This is a genomic window from Bacillus sp. FJAT-26390 (assembly GCF_001682865.1).
GTDB lineage: Bacteria > Bacillota > Bacilli > Paenibacillales > Paenibacillaceae > Pristimantibacillus.
On sequence record NZ_MAQX01000037.1, the window covers coordinates 44101 to 58121 of the forward strand.

Annotated in this window: 10 protein-coding genes; 4 read left to right on the forward strand and 6 right to left on the reverse strand. The window is 48.7% G+C overall.

Annotated elements, in window-relative coordinates; all coding sequences use genetic code 11:
- The first annotated feature begins 239 nt into the window (after positions 1-239).
- The 3 genes from A7975_RS32010 (at position 240) to lplA (ending at position 2743) form a co-directional block, all read left to right on the forward strand.
- A complete protein-coding gene (locus tag A7975_RS32010) occupies positions 240-1217 on the forward strand; it encodes a M23 family metallopeptidase (protein WP_065387844.1) in 978 nt (325 codons plus the stop codon).
- A gap of 1 nt (position 1218) precedes the next feature.
- Positions 1219-1623 carry a bactofilin family protein gene (locus A7975_RS32015; RefSeq protein WP_065387845.1) on the forward strand — a complete coding sequence of 135 codons (405 nt, stop codon included), beginning with the start codon at positions 1219-1221 and terminating at the stop codon, positions 1621-1623.
- A gap of 127 nt (positions 1624-1750) precedes the next feature.
- Positions 1751-2743 carry a lipoate--protein ligase gene (gene lplA, locus A7975_RS32020; RefSeq protein ID WP_053374044.1) on the forward strand — a complete coding sequence of 331 codons (993 nt, stop codon included), beginning with the start codon at positions 1751-1753 and terminating at the stop codon, positions 2741-2743.
- A gap of 53 nt (positions 2744-2796) precedes the next feature.
- Here the strand turns inward: lplA and A7975_RS32025 are convergent, their stop codons facing one another.
- From A7975_RS32025 to A7975_RS32045, 6 genes are all read right to left on the reverse strand, one after another.
- Positions 2797-2979 (reverse strand): hypothetical protein, encoded by a 183-nt coding sequence (locus A7975_RS32025; RefSeq protein WP_053374043.1) that lies wholly within the window; start codon positions 2977-2979, stop codon positions 2797-2799.
- A gap of 59 nt (positions 2980-3038) precedes the next feature.
- Positions 3039-3188 carry a hypothetical protein gene (locus tag A7975_RS34425; RefSeq protein WP_157265752.1) on the reverse strand — a complete coding sequence of 50 codons (150 nt, stop codon included), beginning with the start codon at positions 3186-3188 and terminating at the stop codon, positions 3039-3041.
- A gap of 597 nt (positions 3189-3785) precedes the next feature.
- Positions 3786-8432: an endo-beta-N-acetylglucosaminidase gene (locus A7975_RS32030; protein ID WP_065387846.1), complete on the reverse strand. Its 4647-nt coding sequence runs from the start codon at positions 8430-8432 to the stop codon at positions 3786-3788.
- A 57-nt stretch (positions 8433-8489) separates the two neighbouring features.
- Positions 8490-9995: an ABC transporter substrate-binding protein gene (locus tag A7975_RS32035; RefSeq protein ID WP_065387847.1), complete on the reverse strand. Its 1506-nt coding sequence runs from the start codon at positions 9993-9995 to the stop codon at positions 8490-8492.
- 100 nt (positions 9996-10095) lie between these two features.
- Positions 10096-11052, reverse strand: a complete 957-nt coding sequence (locus A7975_RS32040; RefSeq protein WP_442950606.1) for a carbohydrate ABC transporter permease — start codon at positions 11050-11052, stop codon at positions 10096-10098.
- 20 nt (positions 11053-11072) lie between these two features.
- Positions 11073-12011, reverse strand: coding sequence for an ABC transporter permease (locus A7975_RS32045; protein WP_065387848.1), 939 nt, complete (start codon positions 12009-12011; stop codon positions 11073-11075).
- A gap of 230 nt (positions 12012-12241) precedes the next feature.
- Here A7975_RS32045 and A7975_RS32050 point away from each other — a divergent pair, with 230 nt between their 5' ends.
- Positions 12242-14020, forward strand: coding sequence for a sensor histidine kinase (locus A7975_RS32050; protein ID WP_065387849.1), 1779 nt, complete (start codon positions 12242-12244; stop codon positions 14018-14020).
- Position 14021 lies beyond the last annotated feature (1 nt).

Here is a 14021-nt window from a genome sequence, read left to right on the forward strand (position 1 = left end):
AGCTTTGATCTCATCAGATTATACGAATTATTGGCGCCTCTGCATAGCCCGCCTTCCCAGCCACCAGCCTGCTGTTTTTTTCCTATTGGCTCTTTCTGCGAGTTTTTCGACATCTTTCTACATTATCGCAGGACGAACTATTAATATTTTCCAAATTTTCGCTCAAAAATAGAGGACTTTAGTAGGAGGGTGTCGAATGACTCATGTTGGTAAGCTATGGGAAATATAGGAGGAACGTCATGAATTGGCTGTCAAAAAGATTTACGTTTGTCATCATTCCGGATGCGAATCAAACGGTTCAGCGGTTCCGGTTATCCGGTCTCGTTATCATTTTATTACCGATTGTTGTCTTATTGCTTACGCTTTGCGCCATTTTATTCTTTCTATTATTATCGCGGCACGCCTCGGTAACCGACACGCTAAAAAACCAGCTAGCGGCATCGGCTCTCCAATATGAGCAGCAGCTGTCCGACAATGAAAATCATATATCCGAGCTTCAGACCAATCTCGTCCAGCTTTCGGAGCAAGCCCAAGCAATGGAAAACAAAATGGTGGAAATCAACGCACTCGAGTCCCAGCTGAAGCAGCTAGCCGGCATCGATACCAAATCGCCTGTCTCCATCTCCAGCCTCCATACTGTGGAAGGCGGACAAGGCGGCGAGGAGCTGCCGCTGCCGGAAGAGGCCGGGGACGATCTCTATATGCAAACAAGCAAGCATTACGCGGAAGTATTACAGCAAATGGATGCGATGATTCCGCAGCTGCAGGACACCAAAAAAGCGGTTGTTGCCTATCAGAAAATTTTGCAAATCACGCCTACGATCTGGCCGACCGATTCACGCAAGGTGACGTCCTTGTTCGGCATACGCAAAGATCCCTTTACGGGACGAGCGACCTATCATTCCGGCTTCGATATCGGCGGAAATACCGGCGATCCTATTTATGCGGCAGCAGATGGCATTGTGACGATATCAGAAAGAGACCGGGTCCATGGCATAAATGTCATGATTGATCACGGCAGAGGCGTCAGTACTCGTTATCTCCACTTGCATAAAAACATCGCGGAGGTTGGCGACAAGGTGCAGAAAGGCGAGGTCATCGGCGAACTAGGCAGCACGGGCCGAAGCACCGGACCGCATCTGCATTACGAGGTATCCATCAACGGCAAAAACGTAGATCCCGTTCCTTACATTAAAGCAGACAGGAAGGAGCCCTAATATGTTTAAAACTAAAAACGTGAAGCTAAATCCGGACACGACCGATACGCTTGTCGGAGAAGGCTCAACCTTCGAAGGTAAAATCAAATCCGAAGCCAGCATCCGCGTCGACGGCCATGTCATTGGCGATATTGAATCGGCAGGCCATGTCACGATCGGTGAGAACGGCAGCGCCCGCTCAACGATTGTCGCCCGCGACCTCATCCTCGCAGGCAAAGTATACGGCAACGTGGAGGTAAAAGGAACGCTAACAATACGCGCGACCGGCTCCCTCATCGGCAATCTATCCGCGGAAAATCTCCTCATTGAAGCCGGCGGCGTTTTCCAAGGAACAAGCAAGATGGCTGTTAAAGAAACTAGCGCTGACGCAGCCTCAGTAAAAGCAGCAAAAACGAATTCAGCATAATCTACAAAGCGATGAAGCATTCCATGGGACTCCCTCCTGTGGAATGCTTTTTTGGACTGGTTTGATAACTGGCTCTTTATGCAGGTATAATTGCCCTTAGGAGCTACTACATAGGAGGAGAATAACGATGCGCTTTGTAAGCAACAACGGCATTACCGACCCCACGCTAAATTTGGCGTTAGAGGAATATATATTGCGTTCATTGCCAGACAATGACGATTATCTGCTTTTCTACATGAATGAGCCTTCGATCATCATCGGCAAAAACCAGAATACGGTCGAAGAAATCAACGCGGAGTATGTAGAGACAAACGGCATTCATGTGGTCCGCAGACTGTCTGGAGGCGGCGCTGTCTACCATGATCTCGGCAATTTAAATTTCAGCTTCATCATGAAGGATGACGGCCAATCCTTCCATAACTTCAAGAAGTTCACAGAGCCCGTCGTTCGCGCGCTCCAACGCCTCGGCGTAGATGCGGAAATGACCGGACGAAATGATCTTCAAGTCGGCGAGCGTAAAATATCCGGCAATGCTCAGTTCTCTACAAAGGGAAAAATGTTCAGCCACGGAACGCTTTTATTTGATTCCGAAATCGAAAATGTCGTATCGGCGCTCAAGATCAATGCGGAGAAGTACGTGTCAAAATCAACCAAATCGATTCGCAGCCGCGTTGCTAATATTTCAGAATTTTTGAAGGAGCCGCTGACGGTCGAGCAGTTCCGGCAAAGCTTGCTGCAATCGATTTTCGAAGGCTTCGAGGAAATTCCGTTCTACGAGCTAACGGAGCAGGACTGGGAGAGCGTTCACAAGCTTGCTGACGAGCGCTATCGCAGCTGGGAATGGAACTACGGCCGCTCTCCTGCCTTCAACGTGCAGCAGAAGAAACGGATAGAGGGTGCCGGGACGTTCGACGTACGCCTTCAGGTAGAAGAAGGCGTAATCGTAGGCGCTGCCATATACGGCGATTTCTTCGGTCGCGGCGACAGAAATGAAGTGGCTGAGAAGCTGATCGGCACTCGGTATGAAGCTTCTGCGCTCAAGCAGCTCATCGATGGCATCGATTTGCCGTTCTATTTTGGACCGGTAACGAATGAACAATGGCTGGAGCTTCTCTTATAAAAATCACGATCAAATAGCCTCCAAGCTTGAAGCTCGGGGGCTGTTTGCTGCTTCTAACGGGAAAATCTTCTAACCATCCTATTGATTGCCGCCGTCATCCGCTCGTTATCCTTGCTCTTCTCTTCCTCTTCTTTCGCTCTTTCCAGCGCTAATAACCCTAAGCTATAACCAACAATTGAAAGGGACACTGAAATTTTAGCTAAATCATCAGCTGTAATTTCTTTTTTGGAAGTCATCTTATGCTCCTTTATTTGAAAATAGATTTAGCATGCTTATGATAATTAGAAAGAAATTATTATTTATTTGAGGACTCCGTTCTTTCTTTTATAATTGCGAACAATCCAAATAAATCGCCAATTATTAAAATAACTGCACCCCACAGGGCAAGATCGTCAGCTGATAGTTCGTTGACATCCGCTTCCGCTATAATAGCTCTTTTTGACATTTGGATTAAGCTCCTTGGTTTCATATGATGATAACAGCCTATGCCAAAGCGCAGCATGGGGTTTGGGCGTATGCCGCAGTGTCTAGAAATAATGTTGGACGAATGGCTATGCCAAAAGAAAAAGAGCCTTTAGAATCGCTTCTAAGGCTCGTTTGTCGTGTCGGGGGTACTACTTCAATCGCCAGCACCCCAGCTGCGTGGAACTAACAGGAATAACTCCATCTAATCTTTGGATTCAGAGGACGTATGGAACGTTTAGCTGGAAAATCTCCCGTTAATCGGAGCACGTCCAGCCCATTTGGGCTAAAAAGAACAAATTAGCGGGAGGAAATCCAACTAATCATAAATTTCGCTCGAAATCCGTTGATATAACGGGATTTTTTCCCGTTAATCCTGATTCCAGCGGCTGAAGCCTCTTGCCTCAGCTTCAACTTCAGCGGCGCGCGGGGCAAAATGAGGGCTAGGACAGCTTTTTCACGCAGGGAAATAAAAACGGAAAAGCAGCAGCGCCAATCCGATCCTCCTCGGCATACGAAAGGGCACTGGAAAATACAGCTTTTCCAGTGCCCTCTACTCGCGTATTGCTCGCTGACTGGCTTACTTCTTAAGAAGCTCCAGCATTTTCAGCAGAACGGTTACCGACTCCGCTCTCGTCGCTGAATCGTTAGGCGCAAAGCGGTTGCCCCCGCGTCCTTGGATAATGCCCTGCTGCGCGGCGGTCATGACATAACCTTTCGCCCACGCGGCAATTGCTGCGTCGTCAACAAAAGTGGTGCTGTCGATCTCGCTTACCGGCAAAGAGGCAGCCTTGACAATCATCGCCACCATTTGGGCGCGAGTAATGATTGTATCGGCGCGGAAAGTGCCATCCTCATAACCGCTGATAATGCCAGCCTCTGCAGCTAAAGAAATAGCTTCCTTCGCCCAATCACGCACCATCTCGCTATCCTTGAAGGCGAGCGGCTTCGCTACCCCTTTCAGCTGGAGAGCGTTAACCAGCATAACTGTAAACTCCGCGCGTGTAACCTGCGCATTCGGTTTAAAGCTGCCGTCTAAATAACCGCCAACTATACCTTTCGAAGCAGCATCCTTAATGTTAGTCTCTGCCCAGTGTCCAGCAATATCGTTGAACGATACGGGAGGTTTCGTCTCCGCTAATTCCTTCACATCAATGCTAAAGACAGCGAATTTGGTAAAATGATCAACCTCTGCCGTAATGATGTCCCCTGCTGCTTTTCCCCCGACTTTAATCCATTTCTTGCTAGCTTCATCGTAGTAGAAAATGACCGGCACACGGTTTGTTCCCACTTTCGATGAATCGAATTTAATCGACAGGCTCACTGGTTTCCCAAAGCTTCCGGTCATATTCTTTAATAGTTCAAAAACGGGACTAAGCAAAATGTCCGTATTGCTTATCAGTGGGGCCGCATTCGCTAGTTTCTCAATGCTGACGCGCAGCTCCTGTACCGATGCCCCGGCAGGAACGACCAACGTCAATTCATCGTTTAGCTTAACCGTTCCTGTGCCATTTGCCGCTATGGTCAGGTCTGATTTAGTTGCGGGCGCAGGTGGCGTAACCGGTGGCGTGTAGCCACCGTCAACAGGCGGGTTCCCACCGTTCCCCTCGCCATCGCCCGGCGACTCGCCGCCCTCATAGGTTAAAGCTTTCCGCAGTAACATAACGGCTTCTGCCAGCGTAACCTCGTTTTGCGGCGAGAGTGTCTGGCCTTCTGCAAACAGCGGCGCAAGTCCGTTTGCAAACAAAGCGTTAATATAAGCCTTAAATGGCTGATTCACGGATTCCACGTCCGCAAACTTGCTTAGCGCATCGGTGTCAACAGCCGTATTGAGCGCTAACGTTTTGGATATAATCGCCAATAGCTCCTCGCGGCTTACAAGCAGCTCCGCATCCATGCTGTAATCTGCCGCAATTTGCGCCATAACGCCCTCGAACGTAAGCTCCTTATTCAGCGCTTTATTCATCAGGCTTACCAGCTCGGACCGTTTGATGGAGTGATTTGGATCAATATTTGCGGTATCATCCGCTTTAAGGATGCCTTTCTTGATCCAGTCCTTGAGCTCGCTTTCCGCCCAGTGCCCTCTTATGCCGCCAAACACCCGTGCTTCAAATGCTGCTCGTATGCTTTCTTGGTCCGCATAACCTTCAGCCGGACGGCTCGCTAACAGCTCCGAAGCGATATAAGACTTTTGTTTATCATCAAGCAGGCTGTACAGCTCCATTGACAAGCCAAGCCCGGACGCTTCCAGCGCTGTCTTCATAGCAGCCGCATCCTGCGCGCCGTTAACCGCCGCAACGGCTGTTCTAATCATTTCTTCGACATACGCTTGAACAACCGCGTCGACGGCCGCTTGCAGCGATGTTTTGTCCATGAACCCGCCAACTGGTTTGTTCTCCCACACTTCATAGGAAACGACTCGTTTCGTATAGTCATCCAGCTTATTGTACAAGCTCAAATTCAGATTAAGCCCCGGCGACTCCAATGCAGCCTGCATATCGGCGGCGCTTTGAACGCTGTTCATCATTTCGACAAACCGGCTTTTGAAGCCGTACACTTCAAATTCATAGATCCGCGCAGTGTTATCCGTAGCCGTCGCTTTATCCAGCTGCAGCCTTACATACCTCACTTCCGTCAACGGTATGTTATGCTCGGTTACGCTATACGTATTTCCTACTACAGTCGTTACATCGCTCCAGGCCGCGTTATCGCTGCTGATCTGGATTTTATAGCTATCCGTATTCATGGCATCAGCTTCTCCGCCATACGCGGCATGGCCGATTTTAAACTCGCTGATCAATGCTTTCTGACCCAAATCAACCTTTACCCAGTGAGGATTAGTGCCTGAGTTGGCGCACCATTTGGTTTTGGCGTTGCCGTCAAAAGCGAACTTGGCAGCCTCGCCAGCCGCGCATTGCGAGTCGGCCGTATAAGCGCTGTCTGGCTTGCCCAACGCCATATTCAGCTTCCCGCCGATAATGTCGCTCGTTACGGTAACCTGCGCCGTTGCCGTATCCTCTCCAGCGCTATTGATAGCGGTTAGCTTCACCGTGTAGATGCCTTCCTGCGCATAGGTCACCTTCGGATTTCCCGAGCTGTAATCAACCGTACCGCCCGGAAATTCCCATACGACCTTCTCCTTCGTTTCAAACGACTGATCATAGAAGGTGATGGTATCGCCAGGCGCAGCGTACCAAGCATCAGCTGTAAACTTCGCTTCCGGCTTCGGATACTCCGGCCATTCCATAATCGCTTGCGTCCCCGCGCCTTGTCTGTAGTACGGATCAACAGGAACAACCTCGATGACGCTTGTCAGTTCCTTGCCGATGCGCTTAATGGCAGGTACGTAATAAGCCGTATTTGGCGTAGCGCCTTGGAACTCCCTGCTGCCGTCCGGCTTAATCAGATAAATCTCGTAATAAGCGGCATTTGAGCCCGACCCGTCCCATTTAATCCGGGCATCGGCGGTGATGTCCGTGATGAAGTCGTTTTCGACTGATAGATCACGAACGGCTCCCGCTTCATTCCCTTGTGCCGAAGAAGCAGTCACAGACAACCGCCCAATATTGATCGAATAGTCAAGAACGGCTTTCTGGCTGGTGAAGTTTAAGGAAATGGCTGCGATCGTCTTGCCTTGGTACGCCGCTAGCGGAAGATTTTTCGTGCGCCAAGCGCCAGGTGTCGCTTCCCCTGCATCAAGAAATACAAATTGATCGGGTGCATCGGCAAACGCTAGCCCTACCTGCATATTGGAGTCCGTCATGCCCGGCGTATTCGTTTTGAACGTTAACGCAAGGCTCGTGTCAGCAGCTACCGGCAGCTCTGTTTTGTAGAGCTTAACCTGGGTAGCGTTTTTCGCATTCAAAAGATTTCCCGCCACCTTCAGCGAGCTGCCGCCATAGTAAGCGGAAGAGAAATCGATGCTAGGCTTCAACGCGGTTCCTTGGCTGAGCGTTATCCAGCGCCATGTCGGCATGACATCCTGCAAGCTGCGGTTGTTCCAAGGCTTCGTGCGCAGCACCTCGCCATCCACCGCGAAGAAATCGCCGTTGCCGGTATTAAAGTTAGTAATGAAAGGAAGCTTCGTTACCGGCGTTTTTTCCACGAAATAATTCGCTATGCCCTTCCAGCTTGCCGTCGTTGTCGTACGGCTAGGATCGCCGTTTTGGCCGACCCAGAACAGGTTTTCCTTGGCATATAAATCTTCTCTGCTCTTATGCACCTTGAACGCCCAATCCGGGCGGTAAATGCCGAGCGAGAGCGTTGCCGGCTGATTATTCGGGAAGATAGCTCCCCAATTCGGATTCGATCCCGTCCCGTTCGCCTCAACATCAATGCCGGCGTAGATGTCGTACGGGCTTCTGCCCAGACTCTCCGCTTTGGCTCTGGAATTGTTCAGTCCCGTCTGATTCCATGAGAAGTCAATAAACATGCTATCGGACACTCTGCCATTGTCCTCGACGAACATGGCATTGTTATTGTTCAGCTGGCGCTGCCAGCCGACCGCGCCCGTGCTGTTCATCGCATCGTACCACTGCATTTGCATGCCGGGCTTTTTGTGCGCCTGCAAATACTTTAGAAACTCCTGCATCAAGCTTGCCGTAGCCGCATTTCCTCCGGCTGTTTCCTGATTGATAAACCAACCGTCGAAGCCGTAGTAATCGGCTGCTTCGATCAATTTATCGGCAAACGGAAAGGAGCCGTCGGCATTTTTTTGCAGCGAGGCCGTGACCCAGGAGAACTTTCCTCCATATGCCGTCGGCGGATAAAAGATATTGCCTAAAATCGGCACGCCGTTTTTGTGAGCCGCGTCGATCGCATCAGCGCTCGGCGGCACGATAATGCCCTCGCTGGAGGAGCCTGCCCAGTGCACCAGCAAATCAACGTACTGCCAGTATTGAAAAGCATATACGTCAAATTGCTCCGAGCCTTGGGAAGGCACCTTGCTGGTTGATTGATACATTGCGGAAAGAGCAGCCAGTTTAGGAGCTGTTGATGCATTCGGATTGACTTGATAACCTCCATTAGTCCGGCTAGCAAGCGGGATTGAAGCTCGATTGAATGCGGCATCCGGGTCTGTCTCCGGCGACCATTGCAGCAGATCATCAACGAACCAAGCGGATGCGGTCGGCTGCTTTGCGCTGGCCGTGCCGCTCCATGCCATACAGATCGAACAAGCTAAAAACAAACCCGCTATAAGCTTATACCCGTTTAACTTCGTGATCATTTCAATTCCCCATTTCTGTTTCCCTGCTCCCCTATCTGTATCCGATTCTGTATTTTTCTATTTACTTGCGCGCCATTCGTCAAGCTGCTTCTGTACTTCAGCCATAATCTTGTCAATTCCTTGCGCTTTCAGCTTCTCAACCGCTTTCGGCTGAATTTCATCCGGGTTAACCGAGCCTGTTTTGAGCGCATTGCCATACTCGTCAACAGCGTTTTTCACGTTGGCAATTTCCGACATTACGCTTGTAGGATCGAATTGGAATCCGAGCAGCGGCGCGTTCGTAGCGGAGCTGTTAAACGCTTTGTACTGCTCCCATTTATCAGCCGGATCATTGGCAAGCTTATCAAGAAGGAACATATTTCCGAGCGTAAATGCCGGCATCGAGTAGCCCGAATCAGGAATCGGCTCAAACGTATCCTCCGTAAGCTTCTTGTAATGGACGCCTTCAATACCGTTGTTCAACAGGTTGCGAAGGTGTGCATCGGTATTAAGCAGATTTAGAAATTCCATCGCTTTTTCCGGATATTTAGTCTGTGCCGAGATCGCTTGAAGCGAGCCGGTAACCGACCAGTTAAATACCATTGGCTCATGGATTGGCGTGGACGCAATCGGATATTGCATGCTGTCCGTCCAGAGAATATCTGCAAAAGGTACCGTATGCTGCTTGTCTACAAGCCATTTGCCTGTTTTCTCATGTTCATTTCCTTGCTTAACTGCAACGTCTGGAGGCAAATAGCCTGCTTTGTAATACTTGTGCATCGTGCCGAACATTTGCTTCGCTTCTGGCGTATCCCATACATTTACAACTTTAAAATCGGTCGTATTCAGCGGCACGCCAATTGGCAGCCCTTCAAGCGCATAGTCGAACGGCAGGAATGGATCGATGTTGCTTGGGATCGGATAAACATCCGGCTCGCCTGCTTTAACCGCTTTCAGCATCGGCTCTAGGCTCTCCAGCGTTGTCGCCTTCGTAATATCCAGGTTGTATTTATCGGCTAAATTTTTGTTGAAGCGCCATACCGCTTGTGCAGGCAGCTCCTTGTTCGTCGGGATCGCATAATTATGGCCGCTTACTTTGGAGCCCTCTAGGAAAGCTGGATCAAGCACTTCCTTGATGCCCTTGCCATACTCGTCTAGCAGCGCATCCAGCTCGTAGAAATAACCTTTTCTTGCGCTTTCTACGTAGTTGAACGCCCAAGAAGAAGTAAATGCGATGTCGAACGGCTCGCCTGACGCTGCAATAACTTGCATTTTTTGCGTGTAATCGCCCCAGTCGAGCACTTTCATTTCAATCGTTGCGTTTATTTTCTCTGTCAGGTACTTATTCACTTCAGCGATTACTTTATCTTGATCAGCCTGCACGCCGCCAATCGTGTACCAGATCAAGTTAACTGGCTTTTCTTTTTTCTCTGCTGCCGGCTTCTCTCCCGCATTGTTCGTTGGCTCCGGCTTTTCGCCGCTGCCGCTATTCTCTTTTCCGCTGGAACAGCCCGCGAGCGCTGCGACAGCAATCATCATGAAAACAAGTACAGTAAGCATACTTTTTCTGCTTTTGGCTACCATTCTTTGTTCCTCCCTTTATTGGTGAAAATATATATTAACACGTCGATGCCGGTTGCCGGCTCGTGCGCCTTAATAACGCCTTTTAATTATGCTTGTCGTGCTATTCTTTTACAGCCCCGATCGTCAAGCCTTGTACAAAATACTTTTGGAAAAAAGGATAAGCGAACACGATCGGCACCGTTGCCAGCACGACCATTGCCATTCTCGTCGTCTCCATCGGCAGCGTTCTGATAAGCTCCGAGCGCTCTGTGCCGGCAACGCTGGTTGAGTTTTGTACAATAAACTGGATGTTGTTCTCGATCTTCATCAGCAGCGACTGCAAAGGCACGAGACTCGCATTGTCTATGTAGAGCAGCGCATTAAACCAATCATTCCAGTAGCCTAAAGCGCTGAACAAGCCGATCGTTGCGAGGCCCGGAAGAGAAATAGGCAGCACTAAATAAAAGAACACGCGAAACTCGCTGGCGCCGTCGATTTTACCCGACTCAATAATGGCGTCAGGAACCATCGTTTTAAAAAAGGTGCGCATAATGAGAATCGAGAACGCGCTAACGCACATCGGAAGAACCAAAGCCCACACCGTGTCTTTCAAATGCAGAACCTGCGTCATTACGATGTAAGAGGGAACTAGTCCCCCGCCGAACAGCATCGTAAAAAAGGCGATAAAGGAAAAAATGCCGCGATACCTGAAATAGTTGCGCGAGATTGCGTAGGAATAAAGCGAGACGATCGCGATCGTCAGAAGCGTCCCCACAATGGTGACAAACAGCGTTACCCCATAGGAGCGCAGCAGTTGGTCGCCCGTCTTGAACATGTATACGTAAGCGGACGCGGACCATTTTTCCGGAAAAATACTGTAGCCATTGACCGCGAGCGATTGCTCATCCGTAAAGGAAATAACGATAATGAACAGGAACGGATATACGCACATGAATGAGAATAAGCCCATAGCCAGATGCGCCAACCCGTTCCAAAACGGAGGCAGCTTATGAATATCCCTCGTCTTCTTTGTTCTAACCGGTTTGCTCTGCTGTTTGACGATTATGTTTTCAGCCAAGTTGAACGTCCCCCTTTCCTTTAAAACAAAGCTTGCTCTTTGTTTATTTTTCTAACGATCATATTCGTTACGATAACAAGCACGAAGCCTACTACAGCTTGATACAAGCCTGCTGCGGTACTCATTCCGATGTTCCCCGTTACCTTCAGCCCCCGGTAGACAAACGTATCAATCACGTTCGTTACAGGATATAACGCGCCGGTATCCCGAGGCACCTGGTAAAACAAGCCGAAATCCGCTCTGAATATGCCGCCGATTGCGAGAATAAATAGAATAACGATAATTGGCGTAATCATAGGTATCGTTATTTTCCTAATCTGCTGCCACTTGCTCGCCCCGTCGATCATCGCCGCTTCGAAATAGGATTTGTCGATGCCAACAATCGCCGCCAGGTAGATGACGCTTCCAAAACCAACGCCCTTCCACAAATTCACGAACACCAGAATATAAGGCCAGTACGCCTTCTCCGAATACCAATAAATCGGCTTCATTCCTAGGAAATCAAGCATTTGGTTCAGTGCGCCTCTGTCAACGCTTAGAAAGCTGTAGACAAAATAGCTCACGATTACCCAAGATAGAAAATGCGGCAAAAACATGCCGGTCTGATAAATTTTCGCCATCTTCTTATTCGTAATCTCGTGAATGACGATTGCCACAAATACGGACAAGGCCGTTCCGAGCACGATAAATACGGCGTTATAGAGAATGGTGTTGCGAAAAATGATAAAGGCATCCTGCGTCGTGAACAGAAACTCGAAGTTTTTAAAGCCTGACCATTCGCTGTTGAGAAGGCTTGCAAGAAAGCCGTCCCTGCTAAATTTATAATTTTTGAAAGCGATGATAGCCCCCGGCATCGGAAGATAGCAAAAAAGAAAAAACCAGATGGCACCAGGAAGCACCATCAGCAATAAAGCTTTATTTCGGCCTACCATTCGAAGCTCGCGCATTAGACTCGTCATGTTGTCCCTCCCAAATCCTTGTCTTTGTTGACCTAAATTTAGCATAATGAAAGCGTTTGCCAAAGTGAACAAATCAATAAAAAAGTGGATAAAACAAAGAAACAAATTCGGAGGCTCCCCTATTTTTAGGAAATTGTGATACTCTAGTTTTTAGAGAAAAGCCGTGCAATTTCAAATTGAAAGCGTATACTTAATAACGTTAATGACACCGGCAGGGGGTGCTCTATTTCATGAAGAGAGTCATTGATTTCTATAGAAAGCATTACAAGCAAAAGCTGTTCAACAAAATATTAACGATGTATGCCATCATAACGATCGTATCGCTAGCGACGCTCTCTGCCTTTGTCTATACCTATTTAAATAATTCGCAGGTGCAAAAGGAATTGGATTTGAACAAGCAAATATTGGCGGGCGTAGGCAGCCATTTGGATATCAAGCATGCGACCTCGCAGCAAATTATTCAACAAATCTACCGGGATGGGCCTTCGGCTTCCTCGGCCTTGCTGAGCGATGTCCTCTCTTTCTTGCAAAACAATTTCTCTGATTATTTGAACAAGCGGCTGCTGCAATACAGCGCAACCGGCGTCCGGACGCCCGACATCAACTCTTTCCTGCGCCTGCTGCTCGCCAATAACCCGGACATACGTACGGTCGCGCTGTACAGCAAGGACAAAAAATTTCTTTTCACGCTGACGAAGGATACGCAAAACTATTATTACGTGGATGGCGATCTGCAAGCCGTGATAGGCAAATACATCGCTACCGGCAAAAGCTATACGACCGTTAGCAACATTAATAATATGACGACGCAAGAGAGCATCGGCAACTTGATCATCGATTACGACTCCACGGCGATTTACAGAACCTTTCAAAACAAAACCGATGAAATGAAAGGGTATATCGTCGTGCTGACGCCGGCCGGGGACGTTATTTATGATTCGTCTAACCGCTATTACGGAAAGCCGTATCCTTATACCTCCTTACTGAATAACCCCTCTTCGATTCAGCGGTTTGAGGAGGAATCGTATATTAACATGCAAACGACGAATAAGTTTGGTTATTGGATCGTAGGCGTAATCCCCAAATCAGCGATTAACGGCAACATGAAGGGACTCAAAAACACGCTTATTTTAGTGACGGTAATTTGTATTGTAGCGGCCATTACCCTCACCTATTTCACGATCGTCAATTTCTCCCGCAGGACAAAGGTCATCGTGCAAGCGATGAAGAAAGTACAGGACGGCGACTTGAGCGTCCGAATTCCGCGGGAGAAAGAGGACGAATTATTTCAAATATCAAGCCGCTTCAATCAAATGTGCGAGGATTTGACGCAATATATCGATCGGGTATACAAATCGGAGATTCGCGAGAAGCACGCTGAGCTCGTCGCCTTTCAAGCGCAAATCAAGCCCCATTTTCTATACAACACGCTTGAGGCGATCCGGATGCGGGCATTGTCCAAAAAAGCGGATGACGTCGGCGAGATGATCTATATTTTGGCAACCTTGTTCAGGTACTCCGTCAAGAGCGAGACGATCGTCAAACTATCGGATGAAATCGAATATTGCCGCTTGTATCTCGATTTGTTCCGCATTCGGCTATTGCAGAAATTCACCTATGAAATTAATATCGAGCCCGAATGGATGAGCATTCCGATTCTAAAGCTCTCGATTCAGCCGATCATCGAAAACTACATCATACATGGGTTGAATATGTCGCAAAGCGACAATCACCTAACCATTTCCGCCGAATGGGATGGCCGCGATTTGCAACTGGTCATCAGTGACAACGGCAACGGCATTGAGCCTTTGCGGCTGATGCAGCTGCGGAGCAGCCTGGAGCAGCATCCGCCGCAAGCTTCCAATTCCATCGGACTTATTAACGTAAATGAACGGTTAAAGATATGCTTTGGCAGCAGCTACGGGCTGCAAATGAACAGCGAGGCTGGGAAAGGCACCGACATCACCGTAAAAATACCGGCAGGTCAAGGGGGACAACAATTTGCGTAAG